Below are 18,949 nucleotides of genomic sequence, written 5' to 3'. Positions count from 1 at the left end.
AAGAAGTGCTGCGGGCAACACAGGTCATATTCTCCTGCGTCGCGCCGCATGGGCAGTATTAGCGTGCGACGCCGCCATACTGGGCGAACCAGTCCAGCATCCGGCGCCAGCCATCTTTGGCCGATTCTTCATGGTAGCTGGGACGATAATCGGCGTTAAACGCATGCCCGGCGTCAGGGTAAACTACGATCTCGGCGTGTGCGTTGGCGGCGCGTAACGCCTGACGCATGGTGTCGACAGTTTCCAGAGGGATCCCTGTATCCTGTGCGCCATACAGACCAAGTACCGGTGCATTAAGGTCTGTGGCGATATCCACCGGATGTTTCGGTGAATTCAATGATTTTTGTCCCACCAGTTTTCCATACCAGGCGACCGCCGCTTTCAGTTGCGGGTTATGCGCCGCGTACAGCCAGGCAATCCGTCCTCCCCAGCAAAAACCGGTCGCCAGCAGGCGATGGGCATCACCACCGTTACGTGCCGCCCAGTTGGCAACATGATCGAGATCGGCCAGTACCTGCGCATCGGGCACTTTCATGACCAGTCCATCAAAGAGGGTCTGAATATCGGCGAAATCATTCGGATCGCCCTGACGAAAATAGAGTTCCGGCGCCACGGCCAGATACCCTTCGAGGGCAAGGCGGCGACAAAGATCGCGAATATGTTCATGTACGCCAAAGATTTCCTGAATCACCAGTACCACTGGCAAAGGGCCACTGGCGTCTTTTGGTCGTGCGTGATACGCCGGCATGCTGTCGCCCTGGCTTGGGATCGTGGTTTCGCCAGCGATGATGGCGTCTTCCGGAGTGTGCAGTGTAGTGGACGCGTGAGGTGATGCCGCCGGTGCGAAGCCCGGTAATGTATTTGTTGTCATGGCTTTCTCCATACCCTTTATTTAGCGCTCCATTAACTATAGTCCGACAGAACGCAAATCATCCTGTGCGAAAAAGGCTATCTTTGGAGCAGGGCGAGGCGGCTGAATGTGTTAGTGTGATTGATATCACTATTTTATGGAAATGTTATGCAAACAAATTACATCATGGAGATCTCAGTCACGAAATTGCGCGCATGCCTTCTGTAAAGTACCGTTTTGCTTCTTCTGACTAACCCTGATCACAGAGGAGTTTTTATGTCCAAGTCTGATGTTTTTCATCTCGGCCTCACCAAGAACGATTTACAAGGGGCTACGCTTGCTATCGTTCCGGGCGATCCAGAGCGTGTGGAAAAGATCGCCGCGCTGATGGATAAGCCGGTTAAGCTGGCATCTCACCGCGAGTTCACCTCCTGGCGCGCAGAACTGGATGGCAAAGCTGTCATTGTCTGCTCCACCGGTATCGGCGGCCCGTCGACCTCTATCGCTGTGGAAGAACTGGCCCAACTGGGTATCCGCACCTTCCTGCGCGTCGGTACGACAGGTGCTATTCAGCCAAACATTAACGTTGGTGATGTACTGGTGACGACCGCGTCCGTACGTCTGGACGGCGCAAGCCTGCATTTTGCGCCGATGGAATACCCGGCTGTGGCTGACTTCGAGTGCACCACCGCGCTGGTGGCGGCGGCGAAAGAGGTTGGGGCAACCACCCATATCGGCGTGACCGCCTCATCCGATACTTTCTACCCAGGCCAGGAACGTTATGACACCTTCTCCGGCCGTGTGGTAAGCCGTTTCAAGGGGTCTATGGAAGAGTGGCAGTCCATGGGCGTGATGAACTACGAAATGGAATCCGCAACCTTGCTGACCATGTGCGCAAGCCAGGGCCTACGCGCCGGGATGGTAGCGGGCGTTATCGTTAACCGTACCCAGCAGGAAATTCCAAACGCTGAGACCATGAAGCAAACGGAAAGCCATGCGGTGAAAATTGTAGTGGAAGCCGCGCGCCGTCTGCTGTAATTGTTTCCTTTCGTATAAAGGCCGGCATGTCCGGCCTTTTGCTTATCTGTTGTTTCCCGGGGCGGGATTAATCCGTATTTCGCCCACCTGCCACGCTTGCGGTTCACAATAAAAACAACCGATTCGACCTCGACGCTTTCCGAACACGGGCTTAATGAACTGTTCAGCGGAGGGTTGAAACGTAGGGCAATCTCGCCCAATCTGTTACACTTCACGAACATTTTCTTCAATAGCAGGCACTAAGATGGCGGAAGATTCAAAAGAGACGACGCACTTTGGTTTTCAGACCGTCGCCAAAGATCAGAAAGCCGAGATGGTGGCGCATGTGTTCCACTCGGTTGCCGCAAAATACGATGTCATGAACGACTTAATGTCGATGGGCATTCACCGTTTGTGGAAACGTTTTACGATCGACTGTAGCGGCGTGCGTCGCGGGCAAAAAGTTCTCGATTTGGCCGGCGGAACCGGCGACCTGACGGCTAAATTCTCTCGTCTGGTCGGCGAAACAGGTCAGGTTGTGCTGGCAGACATTAACGAGTCCATGCTCAAAATGGGCCGCGAAAAACTGCGCAATATTGGTGTTATCGGCAACGTCGAATATGTCCAGGCGAATGCCGAAGCGCTGCCGTTCCCGGATAACACCTTTGACTGCATCACCATCTCTTTTGGTCTGCGTAACGTCACCGAAAAAGAGAGCGCTCTGCGTTCCATGTACCGCGTGCTTAAACCGGGTGGACGCCTGCTGGTGCTGGAGTTTTCCAAACCGATCATTGAACCACTGAGCAAGGTATATGACGCCTACTCTTTCCACGTGCTGCCGCGCATCGGGCAACTGGTCGCCAGCGATGCGGAAAGTTACCGCTATCTGGCGGAATCCATCCGCATGCATCCGGATCAGGAAACCCTGAAAGCGATGATGCAGAGCGCGGGTTTTGAAAACGTCGATTACTACAACATGACCGCAGGCATTGTTGCGCTGCATCGTGGCTACAAGTTCTGACAGGAGTTCACATGCCTTTTAAGCCACTGGTGACTGCGGGTGTTGAGCGTATGCTGAATACCTTTTTTTATCGCGAGCGGGCGCTTAAACCTGCCCGTCAGCGGTTACAGGGAAAAGTGTTGCGCATTGCGCTAAAAGAGTTTGCTTCGCCACTGGTGCTGGCCTTTAGTGAACGCCAGGTCGATGTGCTGGGCGAATGGGAAGGCGAGGCGGACTGTACGGTGATGACCCAGCTTCGCGTTTTGCCTGGGCTGCGCGACAGAAAACAGTTAACTGCGCTGATTCGCTCGGGCGAGCTGGAAGTACAGGGCGATATCCAGGTGGTGCAAAATCTTGTTGCGCTCATGGATCTGGCCGAATTCGATGTCGCGGAACTGCTGGCCCCTTATACCGGCGATGTTGCTGCTGAGGGGATTGGCAAGGCGCTGCGTAATGGCGTGTTTCTGGCGCGCCACGTCTTTGAGCGTCAGCAGCGCTATGTGGCAGAAGTGCTTACCGAAGAATGGCGTCTGGCTCCAGGGGCACTGGAAGTGGCCTGGTTTGCGGAAGAAACGGCCGCAATGGAACGTGCGGTTGACGCATTTAGTCAACGCCTGGATAAACTGGAGGGCAAATGACGCCAGGAGAAATACGGCGCCTCTATTTCATCATCCAGACCTTTTTGAGTTACGGCCTTGATGAGCTTATCCCCGTCATGCGCATTACGTTGCCGCTGCGACTCTGGCGGCGCACGCTATTCTGGATGCCCAACCGGCATAAAGAGAAAGCGCTTGGGGTACGCTTACGCCTGGCGTTACAGGAGTTAGGTCCGGTATGGATTAAATTCGGGCAAATGCTCTCTACCCGACGCGATCTCTTTCCGCCGCACATTGCCGATCAACTGGCCATGTTGCAGGACAAAGTGGCTCCTTTCGATGGCGTACTTGCTAAACAACAGATTGAAAAAGCGATGGGCGGTCTGCCTGTGGATGCATGGTTTGATGATTTTGAGATTGAACCGCTGGCGTCTGCCTCCATTGCTCAGGTTCATACCGCGCGGTTGAAAGAGAACGGCAAAGAGGTGGTCATTAAAGTTATCCGCCCGGACATTCTGCCGATTATCAAAGCGGACTTAAAATTGATTTACCGTCTGGCCGGCTGGGTGCCGCGCTTGCTGCCTGACGGGCGGCGTCTGCGTCCGCAAGAAGTGGTGCGCGAGTACGAAAAAACGTTGATTGACGAACTCGATTTGCTTCGTGAGTCGGCGAACGCTATCCAGCTGCGACGTAATTTCGACGATAGCCCGATGCTCTATATCCCCGAAGTGTATCCGGACTACTGTAGTCAGAACATGATGGTGATGGAGCGCATCTACGGCATTCCGGTTTCCGATGTGGCGGCACTGGAGAAAAACGGTACCAACATGAAATTGTTGGCTGAACGAGGCGTTCAGGTGTTCTTCACCCAGGTCTTCCGCGACAGTTTCTTCCATGCAGATATGCATCCTGGCAATATTTTTGTCAGCTTTGAACACCCGGAAAATCCACAGTATATCGGTATCGACTGCGGTATCGTCGGGTCGCTGAACAAAGAAGATAAGCGCTATCTTGCGGAAAACTTTATCGCCTTCTTCAATCGTGACTACCGTAAGGTGGCTGAGCTGCATGTCGATTCCGGTTGGGTGCCGCCGGATACTAACGTTGAAGATTTTGAGTTTGCCATTCGTACCGTGTGCGAACCGATTTTTGAAAAGCCGCTGGCGGAAATATCGTTTGGCCATGTGCTGCTGAACCTGTTTAACACCGCGCGCCGCTTCAATATGGAAGTCCAGCCGCAGCTGGTGCTGTTGCAAAAGACCTTGCTTTATATTGAAGGTGTGGGACGTCAGCTTTACCCACAGCTTGATTTATGGAAAACGGCGAAGCCGTTCCTTGAATCCTGGATTAAAGATCAGGTGGGTATTCCGGCGCTGTTGAAAGCGGTGAAAGAGAAAGGCCCCTTCTGGATCGAGAAGATGCCAGAACTTCCTGAACTGGTGTACAACAGCTTGCGGCAGGGTAAGCAATTGCAGCATAGCGTTGACAGGATCGCCAGCGAGTTGCAGACAAACCATGTGCGTCAGGGGCAATCCCGTTATCTGTTTGGCATCGGTGCGACGCTGATGTTGAGTGGGACCCTGTTGCTGATTAACCGTCCGGAATGGGGTTTCTCGCCAGGTTGGTTAATGGCTATCGGTTTGTTAGCCTGGATTGTCGGTTGGCGCAAATCTCGCTGATTTTCACATCGCCCCTGGGAGGCACGGTAACGTATACTGTGGCTTGTTTTCATCATCTCCTACAGAGGACTATGTATGGGTGGTATCAGTATTTGGCAGTTGTTGATTATTGCGGTTATCGTCGTGCTGCTGTTTGGAACGAAAAAACTCGGTTCTATCGGTTCCGATTTGGGGGCATCGATCAAAGGCTTTAAAAAGGCCATGAGCGACGATGACAAGCAAGACAAAGACAAATCTGCAGAGGATGCGGATTTCACTGCTAAATCGCTTGCTGATAAGCAAGAGGACGCGAAGAAAGATGAAAAGCGTCACGACAAAGAACAGGTGTAATTCGTGTTTGATATTGGTTTTAGCGAACTGTTATTAGTCTTCGTCATCGGCCTGGTCGTACTGGGGCCGCAGCGTTTACCCGTTGCGGTGCGTACGATTGTGGGCTGGATCCGCGCGCTGCGCTCGCTGGCGACGACGGTGCAAAATGAACTGACTCAGGAGCTCAAGCTGCAGGAGTTTCAGGACAGCCTGAAGAAAGTTGAGAAAGCCAGCCTGGAAAACCTGACGCCGGAACTGAAGGCTTCAATGGATGAATTGCGTCAGGCGGCCGAGTCGATGAAACGTTCTTATACCGTCAACGATCCGGAAAAGGCCAGCGATGAAGCGCACACTATCCATAACCCGGTGGTGAAAGGCAACGAAGCGCAGCACGAAGGCGTCACGCCGGCAACGGCGGAAGCGCAGGCCAGCGCACCGGAACAGGTTCCTGATATTCAGGATGTGCCCGAGGCGAAAAAAACGGTAACTCAGGCTGCAGAAGCGAAAACAGCTTCTGAGGCGACCCCTTCTTCAAGTGATAAATCCTGAACATGGCTGTCGATGATACTCAACCGCTCATCACGCATTTGATTGAGCTACGTAAGCGCCTGTTAAACTGCATCATTGCAGTTATCGTGATTTTTCTGGCGTTGGTTTATTTTGCCAATGACATCTATCAGATAGTCTCAGCGCCATTGATTAAACAGATGCCGCTGGGCGCGACAATGATCGCAACCGATGTGGCTTCGCCCTTCTTCACGCCGATCAAATTGACCTTCATGGTGTCGCTGATCCTCTCGGCGCCGGTCATTCTCTATCAGGTGTGGGCGTTTGTGGCGCCGGCGCTCTATAAACATGAGCGCCGTCTGATCATCCCCTTGCTGGTTTCCAGTTCGCTGCTGTTCTATATCGGTATGGCCTTCGCCTACTTTGTGGTATTCCCGCTGGCGTTTGGCTTCCTGACGCATACGGCACCGGAGGGGGTACTTGTCTCGACCGATATTGCGAGCTATTTGAATTTCGTCATGGGGCTGTTTATGGCCTTTGGCGTCGCGTTTGAAGTGCCCGTCGCTATTGTGCTGTTGTGCTGGATGGGCGTCACTACGCCGCAATCGCTGCGCCAGAAACGACCGTATGTACTGGTAGGGGCATTTGTGGTGGGCATGCTGTTGACGCCGCCGGATGTTTTCTCCCAGACGCTATTGGCTATACCCATGTACTGTCTGTTTGAGGTGGGCGTCTTTTTCGCGCGCTTCTACACGGGTAAGCGTCGTCAGGGTGACGAAGGCGAAGAAGAAACCACTACAGAAGAGTAAATTCAGCCGCCCGTCAGGGCGGTTGTTGTCTGGAGCGCTGTATGTTTGATATCGGTGTGAATCTCACCAGTTCCCAGTTTGCCAAAGATCGTGATGATGTGATGGCCCGTGCGCAGGCGGCGGGTGTCAGCGGCATGCTGCTTACCGGCACCAACCTGCAGGAAAGTCTGCAGGCACAGCAACTGGCCAAACACTACCCGCGCTGTTGGTCCACCGCCGGCGTACACCCGCACGACAGCAGTAGCTGGACACAGGAAACGGCAAATACCCTCCGGCAACTCGCCGAACAGCCAGAGGTGGTGGCAATAGGGGAGTGTGGGCTCGATTTCAACCGTAATTTCTCTACCCCCGAAGAGCAGGAACGGGCTTTTACCGCGCAGCTGGCGCTGGCGGCAGAATTTGCGATGCCCGTTTTTTTACACTGCCGCGATGCCCATGATCGTTTTCTGACGCTACTGGATCCGTGGCTTCCTCGCTTGCCCGGCGCGGTGCTGCACTGTTTTACCGGCACGTTACACGAAGCGCAGGCGTGCCTGGCTCGGGGTATCTATCTGGGTATTACCGGCTGGGTGTGTGATGAACGACGTGGACTGGAATTGCGCGACGTGGTGCCGCATATCCCCGCTGACCGTCTGTTTGTTGAAACCGATGCGCCGTATTTACTGCCACGGGATTTGTCGCCGAAACCGGCATCAAGGCGCAACGAACCCGCGCATCTGGGGCATATTCTGGCCTGTGTCGCTCAGTTGCGCGGCGAAGATGCCCAATGGCTTAGCGACGTGACTAACCAAAACGTGCAGACGCTGTTTGGCATCCGGCTTTAACGTGGGATCAGACTTTACGGAAGTCGGTGTTTTTGATGCTCTGCAGTACCTGTTTATTTAACAGGTTAAGCAGCAACATAGAGCGGGCTTCGCCATCCGGCTCTTTAAAGATAGCCTGTAGACCTTCGAGCGCGCCTTCGGTAATGATCACGCTATCGCCGGGGTACGGCGTTTCAGGGTCGGTAACCCCTTCGGGTTTATACAGGGAAAGCTGGTGAATGACCGTCGAAGGAACCTGCGCCGGACTCGCGCCGAAACGGACAAAGTGGCTAACGCCACGGGTAGCATTAATCGTCGTGGTGTGAATCACCTCGGGATCGAACTCGACAAACAGATAGTTTGGGAATAGCGGTTCACTCACCATGGTACGTTTACCACGGACCATTTTTTCCAGCGAGATCATTGGCGTCAGGCAGTTTACCGCCTGGCGTTGAAGATGTTCCTGGGCGCGCTGGAGCTGGCCTCGTTTGCAGTAAAGTAAATACCAGGATTGCATAATGTTCTTTTCCGAAAGTTCGGTGAGCAAGCATACCAAAAGCCTAAGGCGATGGCGAAGTTGATTATAACTGGCGACAATACTTACCGTCCTCTTTCACCTTGATTTAACAAAATTACAGCAACGTGAAGATGAACACCGTATAATAGAGCGCTTAGCAAGAGGCCATTATAAACCCCATGAAATACCATGACCTACGTGATTTTCTGACGCTGCTTGAACGGCAGGGCGAATTAAAACGCATTACGTTACCGGTTGATCCCCATCTGGAGATGACGGAAATTGCTGACCGCACCCTGCGCGCGGGGGGGCCGGCGTTACTGTTCGAAAACCCAAAAGGTTACACGATGCCGGTGCTATGCAATTTATTCGGTACACCACGTCGGGTTGCGTTGGGTATGGGGCAGGAAGAGGTAAGCGCCCTGCGAGAAGTGGGAAAATTACTGGCCTTTCTGAAAGAGCCGGAGCCGCCAAAAGGCTTCCGCGACCTCTTTGATAAGCTCCCCCAGTTTAAACAAGTGTTGAACATGCCGACTAAACGGCTGCGCGGTGCGCCTTGCCAGCAAAAGGTGGTGCAGGGCGACGATGTCGATCTCACCAAAATCCCTATCATGCAGTGCTGGCCTGATGATGTCGCGCCGCTGATTACCTGGGGGTTAACCGTTACGCGCGGGCCACAAAAAGAGCGCCAGAATTTAGGCATTTATCGCCAGCAACTGATTGGAAAAAATAAGCTGATCATGCGTTGGTTGTCCCATCGCGGCGGCGCACTTGATTATCAGGAGTGGTGTGCGGCGCATCCGGGTGAACGTTTCCCGGTCTCTGTCGCCCTGGGCGCCGACCCGGCGACCATTCTGGGGGCGGTGACGCCTGTTCCGGATACCCTGTCGGAATATGCCTTCGCCGGGTTACTGCGCGGCACCAAAACCGAAGTCGTCAAATGTCTTTCCAATGATTTAGAAGTCCCGGCCAGTGCGGAAATAGTACTGGAGGGCTATATTGAGCCTGGAGAGATGGCGCCCGAGGGGCCGTATGGTGACCATACGGGTTACTATAACGAGGTCGATAACTTCCCGGTCTTCACCGTCACGCACATTACTCAGCGTGAAGATGCGATTTACCATTCGACCTACACCGGACGCCCACCGGATGAACCTGCCGTGTTGGGTGTGGCACTCAATGAAGTGTTCGTTCCGATTCTGCAAAAGCAGTTCCCGGAAATCGTCGATTTTTATCTGCCGCCGGAGGGCTGTTCTTATCGCCTTGCGGTCGTCACTATCAAGAAACAGTACGCAGGTCATGCAAAACGCGTCATGATGGGTGTCTGGTCGTTCTTGCGCCAGTTTATGTACACCAAGTTCGTGATTGTCTGTGACGATGATGTCAATGCGCGTGACTGGAACGATGTTATTTGGGCGATCACCACCCGTATGGACCCGGCGCGGGACACGGTACTGGTGGAGAACACGCCAATTGATTACCTGGATTTTGCCTCGCCGGTATCCGGACTTGGCTCAAAAATGGGCCTGGATGCCACCAATAAATGGCCTGGCGAAACCGAACGAGAGTGGGGACGCCCTATCAGGAAAGATCCTGACGTGACGGCGCGTATCGACGCCATCTGGGATGAGCTGGCCATTTTTAGTGACGGTAAAGGTGCCTGACGCGCCACCGTTTTTCGCCAGACATTACGACAACGAGTATGAACCCGACAGAGGGAGCGCATGACAACCTTAAGCTGTAAAGTGACCTCGGTAGACGCCATCACCGATACCGTATATCGCGTCCGTTTAGTGCCGGAAGCGGCTTTTTCTTTTCGCGCTGGCCAGTACTTAATGGTAGTGATGGATGAACGAGACAAACGCCCCTTCTCTCTGGCCTCCACGCCGAGCCAGCATGATTTTATCGAGCTGCACATTGGCGCATCCGAATTAAATCTCTACGCCATGGCGGTGATGGACCGCATCCTGAAAGACCGGGAAATTGTGGTTGATCTTCCGCACGGTGACGCCTGGCTGCGTGACGATGAAGAACGTCCGCTGGTGTTAATTGCCGGGGGGACCGGTTTCTCCTACGCGCGTTCTATTCTGCTGACGGCGCTTGAGCAAAACCCAAACCGTGATATCACCATTTACTGGGGCGGACGCGAAGAGAAGCACCTGTACGATCTGTCTGAGCTGGAAGCGCTGTCCGTTGATCACCCGAACCTGCGCGTGGTGCCGGTCGTTGAGCAGCCGGAAGAGAACTGGCGTGGCCGCAGCGGAACCGTACTGACCGCCGTATTGCAGGATTTCGGTACGCTGGCAGAGCACGATATTTATATTGCCGGGCGTTTTGAGATGGCGAAAATCGCCCGTGACCTGTTCTGCAATGAACGTGGCGCGCGTGAAGACCGCCTGTTTGGCGACGCATTCGCATTTATTTAAGCCTTTCCGAAAACCACCCCTTCCCGGGGGTGGTGTTCAGCAATCACTCATCCACGCTATAGAAATAAACAAACAGCGGCTTATCGTTTTCTAACAGACACATCATCTCTCCTGTCGTGCCTTGCTTTGTTTCGAGGCTTGCCGTCACCCTGGTCGCAACATGCTGGCTACCGATGTTTTCATCGAAACGCTCAATAACCGCGGTGCTGGCGTTCGGTCTGGCGGTTTGTAGTTTCGCATATAATCCCTGATCGTCGGCCTTGAGCTTGTTGAGCCCAAACGTCTGGCAGCGTTGCGCCATCACCTGTTCCTGGCTGACGTCTTTATTGGCCAGTGTGAGCGTAGGTGCCAGAGCAATCAGGCAGGATAACGGCAGAATAATATTCATCATGTATTCCCTTATTGATGGAGTGTTATTTCCATGGGGAGTGTAAGGGATTGTGTGAAGGATAAGAAATAAAAAGCCCGCCCCTGACAGGCGGGAAAACGGCAACTAAATTTACCCCGACATCATTCACACTGCTTTTTTTGTTGGCGGCGGATGGCCGGACCTTACCCCGGTCACAGCGTTATCTGTGTGTCCGGGGATGTGCTCCGTTGCCGCCATGATGCAGCGCGAATTATTCAGGGACGTTATCGTGATTAAACTCGCTCAAATACCGTCGCGATACCCTGACCCAGACCGATGCACATGGTCGCCAGACCAAACTGGGCGTCTTTGCGTTCCATCAGATTGAGCAGGGTGGTGCTGATACGCGTACCGGAACAACCCAACGGGTGACCGAGCGCGATCGCGCCGCCGTTAAGGTTGATCTTCTCGTCAATCTGCTCCATTAGCCCCAGATCTTTAATGCATGGCAGGATCTGCGCGGCAAACGCTTCGTTCATCTCGAACAGGTCGATGTCGCTGGTGGTCAGACCCGCTTTTTTCAGCGCCAGTTTCGATGCCGGAACCGGGCCATAACCCATAATGGACGGATCGCACCCGACGACAGCCATGGAGCGTACGCGCGCACGTGGTTTCAGACCCAACTCGCGGGCACGGCTTTCACTCATGACCAGCATTGCCGATGCGCCGTCGGAAAGGGCGGAAGAGGTTCCTGCGGTCACCGTGCCGCTAACCGGATCGAACGCCGGTCTTAAGGCCGAGAGCGCCTCAACGGTGGTTTCCGGGCGGATAACTTCGTCATAATTAAATTGCTTTAACACGCCATCGGCATCATGGCCGCCGGTGGGGATGATTTCATTTTTAAATGCCCCGGACTGCGTGGCGGCCCAGGCGCGGGCATGAGAACGCGCGCCAAATGCGTCTTGCATTTCACGGCTAATGCCGTGCATCCGTGAGAGCATCTCGGCGGTAAGCCCCATCATTCCCGCGGCTTTTGCCACATTACGGCTCATGCCCGGATGAAAATCCACGCCGTGGCTCATGGGAACATGGCCCATATGCTCCACGCCGCCAACAAGGCACACCTGCGCATCGCCGGTCATGATCATGCGGGCAGCATCGTGTAACGCCTGCATTGAAGAACCACACAGGCGGTTAACGGTGACTGCCGGAACCGAATGGGGGATCTCCGCCAGCAGCGACGCATTGCGGGCAATATTGAAACCCTGCTCCAGAGTCTGCTGTACGCAGCCCCAGTAGATATCGTCAATCGCAGAGGCGTCCAGCGCCGGGTTACGCGCCAGCAGGCTGCGCATCAGGTGCGCGGAGAGATCTTCCGCGCGCACGTTGCGAAATGCGCCGCCTTTTGAACGGCCCATCGGGGTGCGAATTGCATCGACAATGACAACCTGTTCCATTGTGACTCCTTAAGCCGTTTTCAGTTCGCCTGCCGGACGAGCAGGTTCAACCGGGGGATAATACGCCTCGTTCTGGCGCGCTTTCTCGCGCAGCCCGGCCGGGACTTCATAGAGCGGGCCAAGGTGCTGGAACTGATGCGCCATATCGAGATATTTTGCGCTGCCAAGCGTGTCGAGCCAGCGGAATGCCCCGCCGTGGAACGGAGGGAAACCGAGACCGTAGACCAGCGCCATATCGGCTTCTGCCGGACTGGCGATAATGCCCTCTTCCAGGCAGCGCACTACTTCGTTGACCATCGGGATCATCATGCGGGCGATGATCTCATCGTCGCTAACGTCGCGCTTCGGCTGGCTAACCTCTGCCAGCAGGCCATTCACCTCGGTATCGTCTTCTTTCTTCGGTTTACCTTTGCTGTCTTCTTTATAGCGCCAGAAGCCAAGACCATTTTTCTGCCCGAAGCGACCGGCATCGAACAGCGCGTCGATAGCATCGCGATAATCTTTCTGCATCCGCTGGGGAAAGCCCGCCGCCATGACGGCCTGAGCGTGATGTGCCGTGTCGATACCGACCACATCCAGCAAATAGGCCGGACCCATCGGCCAGCCAAAAACTTTCTCCATGACTTTATCGACTTTGCGGAAATCCGCGCCGTCGCGCAGCAACTGACTGAAACCTGCAAAGTAGGGGAACAGCACGCGGTTGACGAAGAAACCGGGGCAGTCGTTCACTACAATCGGCGTTTTGCCCATTTTGCTGGCCCACGCCACCACTTTGGCAATGGTTGCGTCGGAGGTTTTTTCTCCGCGAATCACTTCAACCAGCGGCATACGGTGTACCGGGTTGAAGAAGTGCATCCCACAGAAGTTTTCCGGGCGCTTGAGTACGCTTGCCAGCTCGGAAATGGGAATGGTGGAGGTATTTGAAGCCAGGACGGTATCCGGGCGTACTTTGTCTTCGGTTTCCGCCAGTACAGCTTTTTTAACTTTCGGGTTTTCAACAACCGCTTCAACCACGACGTCGACGCGCTCAAATCCGGCATAGTCGAGGGTCGGGTGAATCGTGGAAATCACGCCTGCCAGTTTCAGACCGTCGATCTTGCCGCGCTCAAGCTGTTTATTGAGCAGCTTACCCGCTTCACTCATACCCAGCGTCAGCGATTTGTCATTGATATCTTTCATGATGACCGGCACGCCTTTCCAGGCTGACTGGTAAGCGATGCCACCGCCCATGATCCCGGCACCCAGCACGGCGGCCTGTTTTGGCGTCTCAACATCACGGGTCAGTTTTTTCGCTTTGCCTTTCACGTACTGATCGTTGAGGAAGATACCAACCAGTGCGCGGGCTTCTTTACTGTGCGCCAGGGGAACGAAACTTTGATTTTCAAGCCTCAGGGCTTCTTCACGACCAAAGCGAGCAGCCGCTTCAATGGTTTTAACCGCTGTTATGGGGGCGGGGTAATGTTTACCTGCTGTCTGCGCGACCATGCCTTTGGCAATGGTGAAGCTCATGGTGGCTTCAATTTTACTTAAGTGCAGCGGCTCCAGCTTCGGCTGGCGCCTGGCTTTCCAGTCGAGATCGCCGTTAATCGCCTGGCGTAAAATCGCCACCGCACCCGCTTTTAATTTTTCCGGCTGAACTACGCCATCAACCAGGCCGATTTTCAGCGCCTCTTCGGCACCGACATCTTTCCCGGCAGCAATGATTTCCAGCGCACTGTCTGCACCCAGCAAACGTGGCATTCGGACGGATCCGCCAAAACCTGGCATGATGCCCAGCTTTGTTTCCGGCAGACCAATGCGCAGATCCGGCGTCGCGAGACGGTAGTCAGTTGCCAGGACGCATTCGCAGCCACCGCCCAGAGCATAGCCGTTGACGGCAGAAATCGTCGGTACCGGCAAATCTTCCAGGCGATTGAACACGCTGTTGGCAAAGTGCAGCCAGGTACTCAGTTGTTCTGCCGGAACCAGGAACAGAGAGAGGAATTCGGTAATATCGGCACCGACAATGAACGCCGCTTTTTCTGAACGCAGCAGCAGGCCTTTCAAATCCGCTTGTTTCTCCAGCACATCCAGCGCCTGGCCGAGGCTGGCGACGGTTGCTGTGTCTAATTTATTCACCGACCCGGGGGCATCGAACACCAGTTCGGCAATGCCATCTTCCAGCCAGTTAAGATATAGGGTATCGCCTTTGTAGAGCATGTCAGTCTCCTGAATCCAGCAAGGGATCTGGTCATACCAGATGAAGCGGAGTGTGGTTTTTATGTTAATAAATTGCAAATTTATCTTTAAGAAATTGCTAGTTTGATCACGCTCAGTCGAAATCACCCTGCCGGGATCAGGTGTGCTAAGATGCAAAAACTTGAGCTCAAAAAAACAGAAGGAAGAATGATGGACTCACTGGCTGCGCTTTATAAAAATCATATTGTTACGCTGCAGGAACGTACCCGGGACGTCCTGGCCCGCTTTAAACTGGATGCGCTGTTAATTCACTCCGGTGAACTGTTCAATGTCTTTCTCGACGACCATCCGTACCCTTTCAAAGTCAATCCGCAGTTTAAAGCCTGGGTGCCGGTGACACAGGTTCCAAATTGCTGGTTGCTGGTGGATGGCGTAAATAAACCGAAGCTGTGGTTTTATTTGCCGGTGGATTACTGGCACAACGTGGAACCACTGCCCACGTCCTTCTGGACCGAAGAAGTTGACGTCATTGCCCTGCCAAAAGCCGACGGCATTGGCAGCCTGTTGCCTGCTGCTCGTGGCAATATTGGGTATATCGGCCCGGTGCCAGAACGTGCGCTTTCACTGGATTTCGCCGCCAGTAACATCAACCCGAAGGGGGTGATCGATTACTTGCACTATTACCGCGCCTATAAAACCGATTATGAGCTGGCGTGTATGCGCGAAGCGCAGAAAACGGCGGTGATGGGCCATCGCGCGGCGGAAGAGGCATTCCGTTCCGGGATGAGCGAGTTCGATATCAACCTGGCCTATCTGACAGCGACCGGGCACCGCGACACCGATGTGCCTTACAGCAATATCGTGGCGCTCAATGAGCATGCTGCTGTACTCCATTACACCAAACTGGATCATCGGGCGCCGGCGGAACTGCGCAGTTTTCTGTTGGATGCAGGGGCTGAATACAACGGCTATGCCGCAGACCTGACGCGTACCTGGGCGGCGCACAGTGATAACGACTATGCCCATCTGGTGAAAGACGTTAACGATGAACAACTGGCGCTGATCGCCACGATGAAAGCAGGTGTTAACTACACCGAGTATCACCTCCAGTTCCACCAACGTATCGCGAAGCTGCTGCGCAAACATCAAATAGTGAATGATATGAGCGAAGAGGCGATGGTGGAAAATGACCTGACCGGGCCGTTTATGCCGCACGGTATTGGTCACCCGTTGGGTCTACAGGTACATGATGTCGCGGGTTTCATGCAGGATGACAGTGGCACGCATCTGGCGGCGCCGTCCAAATATCCTTACCTGCGCTGCACCCGTATTCTGGAGCCGCGTATGGTGCTGACGATTGAACCGGGGATCTATTTTATCGAATCCCTGCTGGCACCGTGGCGTGAAGGCCCGTTCAGCAAACATTTCAACTGGCAGAAAATCGAGGCGCTTAAACCGTTCGGCGGCATTCGTATCGAAGACAACGTGGTTATTCATGAAAACAGCATCGAAAACATGACGCGTGATTTGAAACTGGCGTAATGGATAGCTGGCTGATACCGGCAGCGCCGGTCACCTTCATTGAAGAGATCAAGAAAAGCCGTTTTATCACCTGCCTTGCGCATACTGAGGGTGTGGAAGCGGCGAAGGCGTTTGTCGAGTCAGTGCGCGCGGAGCACCCGGATGCGCGGCACCACTGTGTGGCCTGGGTAGCCGGGCCGCCGAATGATTCGCAGCAACTGGGTTTCTCTGATGATGGTGAACCGGCGGGCACGGCAGGTAAACCGATGCTCGCTCAGCTCATGGGGAGCGGAGTTGGCGAGGTGACCGCTGTGGTGGTGCGTTATTACGGTGGCGTGCTGCTGGGAACTGGCGGTCTGGTTAAAGCTTACGGTGGTGGCGTAAGCCAGGCACTTGCGCAGATGACGACGCTGCGCAAGACGCCATTAACCGAATATACTTTGCAGTGTGAATATGGGCAGTTAACCGGAATTGAAACATTGCTTGGGCAGTTTTCCGGCAAGATTGTGGCGAGTGAATACGAGGCGTCTGTTCGACTTCGGGTGGCGCTTCCCCAATCTGAACAGGCCGCGTTTTCAACAAAACTTGCTGATTTCAGTCGTGGTGCGTTGCAATTACACAAGATTGAAGAATAATCCCCACCTAATTTTTGCGTACCTAAGGAAGCGGCAGAGATGCATTTTCGTGCCATAACCCGAATTGTTGGACTTCTGATCATTCTCTTTTCCGGGACGATGATTCTGCCAGGGCTGGTTGCACTTATCTATCGTGATGGCGCAGGAAGGGCATTCACACAGACATTCTTTGTCGCGTTGGCGATAGGCTCCCTGCTGTGGTGGCCTAACCGCCGTGAAAAGAGTGAGCTGAAATCGCGCGAGGGCTTTCTGATCGTTGTGCTGTTCTGGACCGTGCTGGGGAGTGTGGGGGCGCTGCCCTTTATCTTCTCTGAAAGTCCAAACCTGACGGTAACGGATGCCTTTTTCGAATCGTTCTCCGGTTTAACGACGACGGGGGCCACCACGCTGGTGGGGCTGGACTCGTTGCCTCACGCAATTCTCTTTTATCGCCAGATGCTGCAGTGGTTTGGCGGCATGGGAATCATTGTGCTGGCGGTGGCTATCCTGCCTATTCTGGGCGTCGGGGGGATGCAGCTCTATCGCGCTGAAATGCCAGGGCCCTTAAAAGATAATAAAATGCGCCCACGTATTGCCGAAACGGCGAAGACGCTCTGGCTCATTTATGTATTACTGACTATCGCCTGTGCGCTGGCGTTGTGGTTTGCCGGTATGCCCGCTTTCGATGCGATTGGGCACAGCTTCTCAACCATCGCGATTGGCGGTTTTTCGACGCATGATGCCAGTTTGGGTTACTTCGATAGCCCGACGATTAATACCATTATTGCCATCTTCCTGCTGATCTCCGGCTGTAACTATGGTCTGCACTTCTCTTTACTCAGCGGTCGCAGCTTGAAAGTGTACTGGCGCGATCCTGAATTTCGTATGTTCATTGGCGTGCAGCTGACGCTGGTTGTGATCTGCACCGTGGTGCTGTGGTTCCATAATGTCTACAGTTCGGCGATGACGACGCTCAACCAGGCTTTCTTCCAGGTGGTGTCGATGGCGACAACCGCAGGCTTTACGACCGACAGTATCTCTCGCTGGCCATTATTCCTGCCGGTATTATTGCTCTGCTCAGCCTTTATTGGGGGCTGTGCGGGCTCCACGGGGGGCGGCCTGAAAGTCATTCGTATACTGCTGCTATTTAAACAGGGTAACCGTGAGCTAAAACGTCTGGTGCACCCCAATGCGGTATATAGCATCAAACTGGGGAATCGCGCGCTGCCGGAGCGTATCCTTGAAGCGGTATGGGGCTTTTTCTCCGCCTATGCCCTGGTGTTTATTGTCAGCATGCTGGCGATCATTGCGACCGGCGTGGATGACTTTTCCGCATTCGCTTCTGTCGTGGCGACGCTCAATAACCTGGGGCCGGGACTTGGCGTAGTGGCGGATAACTTCGCCAGCATGAACCCAATTGCGAAATGGATCCTGATTGCCAATATGCTGTTTGGTCGTCTTGAGGTCTTTACCTTATTGGTACTGTTTACGCCGACCTTCTGGCGCGAATAAGGGAGCTATACATGAAAACGCTAATTTTGTTTTCTACCCGTGATGGACAAACGCGCGAGATTGCCGCTTATCTGGCCTCGCAATTAAGCGAACTGGGGGTGAGTACCGATGTGCTCAACCTCAATCGCGTTGGGGCGATTGACTGGTCAGCCTATGAGCGCGTCATTATCGGCGCGTCTATCCGTTATGGTCATTTCAATCCGGCGCTGGACAGTTTCGTAAAGCAGTACCAGAAAAACCTGAATGCGCTACCCAGCGCGTTCTTCTCCGTCAACCTTGTCGCGCGCAAGCCAGAGAAACGTACTCCACAGACCAACAACTATACCCGCAAGTTTTTGCTGCGTTCACCATGGCGTCCTGATGAGTGCGTGGTGTTTGCCGGGGCGCTGCGCTACCCACGTTATCGCTGGTTTGATCGCCTGATGATTCGACTCATCATGAAAATGACGGGAGGGGAAACGGATACCAGTAAGGAAGTGGTCTACACCGACTGGCAGCAGGTGACGGAATTTGCGCGCAAAATCGCTCAATTAAACAGCAAGGCGCCGGTTTAATCGTCGCTATGAATGAAATGTGAGCGAACGATATTTTTTTTGAATTTTATGCTTGTCACTTCACAAGAACTCCCTATAATGCGCCTCCACTGACACGGAACAACGGCAAGCAAGCCGCCGGGTCAGCAGGATTCTCAGGTGAATGCCGGTGAGAAGCCCGCAGAGAAAAGTAAAAATAAATACTTGACTCTGCAGCGGGAAAGCGTAATATGCACACCCCGCGCCGCAGCGAAAAACGAAGCGGCACTGCT

19 protein-coding genes are annotated in these 18,949 nt (G+C 54.0%); 14 read left to right on the top strand and 5 right to left on the bottom strand.

Annotated features, from left to right (window positions below; genetic code table 11):
• Positions 1–58 precede the first annotated feature (58 nt).
• Positions 59–871 carry a dienelactone hydrolase family protein gene (locus L2097_RS24480; RefSeq protein WP_250353838.1) on the bottom strand — a complete coding sequence of 271 codons (813 nt, stop codon included), beginning with the start codon at positions 869–871 and terminating at the stop codon, positions 59–61.
• Positions 872–1,126: 255 nt separating this feature from the next.
• On the opposite strand from L2097_RS24480, the gene udp reads away from it, so the two are divergent.
• From udp to tatD, 8 genes are all read left to right on the top strand, one after another.
• Positions 1,127–1,888 (top strand): uridine phosphorylase, encoded by a 762-nt coding sequence (gene udp, locus L2097_RS24475; RefSeq protein ID WP_047372278.1) that lies wholly within the window; start codon positions 1,127–1,129, stop codon positions 1,886–1,888.
• Positions 1,889–2,132: 244 nt separating this feature from the next.
• On the top strand, positions 2,133–2,888 hold the full coding sequence (gene ubiE, locus L2097_RS24470; protein WP_047372277.1) for a bifunctional demethylmenaquinone methyltransferase/2-methoxy-6-polyprenyl-1,4-benzoquinol methylase UbiE: 756 nt from the start codon (positions 2,133–2,135) through the stop codon (positions 2,886–2,888).
• Positions 2,889–2,899: 11 nt separating this feature from the next.
• The gene (ubiJ, locus tag L2097_RS24465) at positions 2,900–3,505 is read left to right on the top strand and encodes a ubiquinone biosynthesis protein UbiJ (RefSeq protein WP_047372276.1); all 606 of its coding nucleotides are present in this window, start codon (positions 2,900–2,902) and stop codon (positions 3,503–3,505) included.
• Entirely contained in the window at positions 3,502–5,142 is a 1,641-nt protein-coding gene (gene ubiB, locus L2097_RS24460; RefSeq protein ID WP_047372275.1) for a ubiquinone biosynthesis regulatory protein kinase UbiB, read from the top strand. Before ubiJ ends, ubiB begins: the two co-directional genes overlap by 4 nt.
• A gap of 75 nt (positions 5,143–5,217) precedes the next feature.
• The gene (gene tatA, locus L2097_RS24455; RefSeq protein ID WP_047372274.1) at positions 5,218–5,472 is read left to right on the top strand and encodes a Sec-independent protein translocase subunit TatA; all 255 of its coding nucleotides are present in this window, start codon (positions 5,218–5,220) and stop codon (positions 5,470–5,472) included.
• 3 nt (positions 5,473–5,475) lie between these two features.
• The gene (tatB, locus tag L2097_RS24450; protein WP_085006373.1) at positions 5,476–6,000 is read left to right on the top strand and encodes a Sec-independent protein translocase protein TatB; all 525 of its coding nucleotides are present in this window, start codon (positions 5,476–5,478) and stop codon (positions 5,998–6,000) included.
• A 2-nt stretch (positions 6,001–6,002) separates the two neighbouring features.
• Complete coding sequence (tatC, locus tag L2097_RS24445) at positions 6,003–6,767, top strand: Sec-independent protein translocase subunit TatC (protein WP_047372272.1); 765 nt, start codon at positions 6,003–6,005, stop codon at positions 6,765–6,767.
• A 41-nt stretch (positions 6,768–6,808) separates the two neighbouring features.
• Positions 6,809–7,591, top strand: coding sequence for a 3'-5' ssDNA/RNA exonuclease TatD (gene tatD / locus L2097_RS24440; protein WP_250353837.1), 783 nt, complete (start codon positions 6,809–6,811; stop codon positions 7,589–7,591).
• Between the two features lie 7 nt (positions 7,592–7,598).
• On the opposite strand, the gene rfaH is transcribed toward tatD, so the two are convergent.
• Positions 7,599–8,087 carry a transcription/translation regulatory transformer protein RfaH gene (gene rfaH / locus L2097_RS24435; RefSeq protein ID WP_047372270.1) on the bottom strand — a complete coding sequence of 163 codons (489 nt, stop codon included), beginning with the start codon at positions 8,085–8,087 and terminating at the stop codon, positions 7,599–7,601.
• A gap of 170 nt (positions 8,088–8,257) precedes the next feature.
• Between rfaH and ubiD the strand changes: the two genes are divergently transcribed.
• Both ubiD and fre read left to right on the top strand, forming a co-directional pair.
• The gene (gene ubiD / locus L2097_RS24430) at positions 8,258–9,751 is read left to right on the top strand and encodes a 4-hydroxy-3-polyprenylbenzoate decarboxylase (RefSeq protein ID WP_120785424.1); all 1,494 of its coding nucleotides are present in this window, start codon (positions 8,258–8,260) and stop codon (positions 9,749–9,751) included.
• 60 nt (positions 9,752–9,811) lie between these two features.
• Complete coding sequence (gene fre, locus L2097_RS24425) at positions 9,812–10,513, top strand: NAD(P)H-flavin reductase (protein WP_039077066.1); 702 nt, start codon at positions 9,812–9,814, stop codon at positions 10,511–10,513.
• 43 nt (positions 10,514–10,556) lie between these two features.
• Here the strand turns inward: fre and L2097_RS24420 are convergent, their stop codons facing one another.
• The 3 genes from L2097_RS24420 to fadB form a co-directional block, all read right to left on the bottom strand.
• The gene (locus L2097_RS24420) at positions 10,557–10,904 is read right to left on the bottom strand and encodes a hypothetical protein (RefSeq protein ID WP_250353836.1); all 348 of its coding nucleotides are present in this window, start codon (positions 10,902–10,904) and stop codon (positions 10,557–10,559) included.
• A 251-nt stretch (positions 10,905–11,155) separates the two neighbouring features.
• Positions 11,156–12,319 (bottom strand): acetyl-CoA C-acyltransferase FadA, encoded by a 1,164-nt coding sequence (gene fadA / locus L2097_RS24415; protein WP_039077067.1) that lies wholly within the window; start codon positions 12,317–12,319, stop codon positions 11,156–11,158.
• Between the two features lie 9 nt (positions 12,320–12,328).
• Positions 12,329–14,518, bottom strand: a complete 2,190-nt coding sequence (fadB, locus tag L2097_RS24410; protein WP_047372267.1) for a fatty acid oxidation complex subunit alpha FadB — start codon at positions 14,516–14,518, stop codon at positions 12,329–12,331.
• A 189-nt stretch (positions 14,519–14,707) separates the two neighbouring features.
• Between fadB and pepQ the strand changes: the two genes are divergently transcribed.
• Genes pepQ through hemG form a run of 4 tightly spaced genes read left to right on the top strand, consistent with a single transcriptional unit; the run spans position 14,708 to position 18,698 of the window.
• The gene (gene pepQ, locus L2097_RS24405) at positions 14,708–16,039 is read left to right on the top strand and encodes a Xaa-Pro dipeptidase (protein WP_047373422.1); all 1,332 of its coding nucleotides are present in this window, start codon (positions 14,708–14,710) and stop codon (positions 16,037–16,039) included.
• Positions 16,039–16,653 carry an IMPACT family protein gene (locus L2097_RS24400; protein WP_085006370.1) on the top strand — a complete coding sequence of 205 codons (615 nt, stop codon included), beginning with the start codon at positions 16,039–16,041 and terminating at the stop codon, positions 16,651–16,653. The genes pepQ and L2097_RS24400 overlap by 1 nt, the downstream gene beginning before the upstream one ends.
• A 39-nt stretch (positions 16,654–16,692) precedes the next feature.
• Positions 16,693–18,144: a Trk system potassium transporter TrkH gene (trkH, locus tag L2097_RS24395; protein WP_250353835.1), complete on the top strand. Its 1,452-nt coding sequence runs from the start codon at positions 16,693–16,695 to the stop codon at positions 18,142–18,144.
• Between the two features lie 11 nt (positions 18,145–18,155).
• Positions 18,156–18,698 (top strand): menaquinone-dependent protoporphyrinogen IX dehydrogenase, encoded by a 543-nt coding sequence (gene hemG, locus L2097_RS24390; protein WP_047372264.1) that lies wholly within the window; start codon positions 18,156–18,158, stop codon positions 18,696–18,698.
• Positions 18,699–18,949 lie beyond the last annotated feature (251 nt).

Source organism: Citrobacter sp. MNAZ 1397 (assembly GCF_023613995.1).
Lineage (GTDB): Bacteria > Pseudomonadota > Gammaproteobacteria > Enterobacterales > Enterobacteriaceae > Phytobacter > Phytobacter ursingii.
Note: the sequence above shows the minus strand (reverse complement) of the source record. Positions and strands in the feature narration are given on the sequence as shown.

Excerpts from the sequence above, each read along its gene's own strand:
- L2097_RS24480 (WP_250353838.1), bottom strand. The coding sequence starts at position 871 with ATGACAACAAATACATTACCGGGCTTCGCACCGGCGGCATCACCTCAC.
- udp (WP_047372278.1), top strand. The coding sequence starts at position 1,127 with ATGTCCAAGTCTGATGTTTTTCATCTCGGCCTCACCAAGAACGATTTA.
- ubiE (WP_047372277.1), top strand. The coding sequence starts at position 2,133 with ATGGCGGAAGATTCAAAAGAGACGACGCACTTTGGTTTTCAGACCGTC.
- ubiJ (WP_047372276.1), top strand. The coding sequence starts at position 2,900 with ATGCCTTTTAAGCCACTGGTGACTGCGGGTGTTGAGCGTATGCTGAAT.
- ubiB (WP_047372275.1), top strand. The coding sequence starts at position 3,502 with ATGACGCCAGGAGAAATACGGCGCCTCTATTTCATCATCCAGACCTTT.
- tatA (WP_047372274.1), top strand. The coding sequence starts at position 5,218 with ATGGGTGGTATCAGTATTTGGCAGTTGTTGATTATTGCGGTTATCGTC.
- tatC (WP_047372272.1), top strand. The coding sequence starts at position 6,003 with ATGGCTGTCGATGATACTCAACCGCTCATCACGCATTTGATTGAGCTA.
- tatD (WP_250353837.1), top strand. The coding sequence starts at position 6,809 with ATGTTTGATATCGGTGTGAATCTCACCAGTTCCCAGTTTGCCAAAGAT.
- rfaH (WP_047372270.1), bottom strand. The coding sequence starts at position 8,087 with ATGCAATCCTGGTATTTACTTTACTGCAAACGAGGCCAGCTCCAGCGC.
- fre (WP_039077066.1), top strand. The coding sequence starts at position 9,812 with ATGACAACCTTAAGCTGTAAAGTGACCTCGGTAGACGCCATCACCGAT.
- L2097_RS24420 (WP_250353836.1), bottom strand. The coding sequence starts at position 10,904 with ATGATGAATATTATTCTGCCGTTATCCTGCCTGATTGCTCTGGCACCT.
- fadA (WP_039077067.1), bottom strand. The coding sequence starts at position 12,319 with ATGGAACAGGTTGTCATTGTCGATGCAATTCGCACCCCGATGGGCCGT.
- fadB (WP_047372267.1), bottom strand. The coding sequence starts at position 14,518 with ATGCTCTACAAAGGCGATACCCTATATCTTAACTGGCTGGAAGATGGC.
- pepQ (WP_047373422.1), top strand. The coding sequence starts at position 14,708 with ATGGACTCACTGGCTGCGCTTTATAAAAATCATATTGTTACGCTGCAG.
- L2097_RS24400 (WP_085006370.1), top strand. The coding sequence starts at position 16,039 with ATGGATAGCTGGCTGATACCGGCAGCGCCGGTCACCTTCATTGAAGAG.
- trkH (WP_250353835.1), top strand. The coding sequence starts at position 16,693 with ATGCATTTTCGTGCCATAACCCGAATTGTTGGACTTCTGATCATTCTC.
- hemG (WP_047372264.1), top strand. The coding sequence starts at position 18,156 with ATGAAAACGCTAATTTTGTTTTCTACCCGTGATGGACAAACGCGCGAG.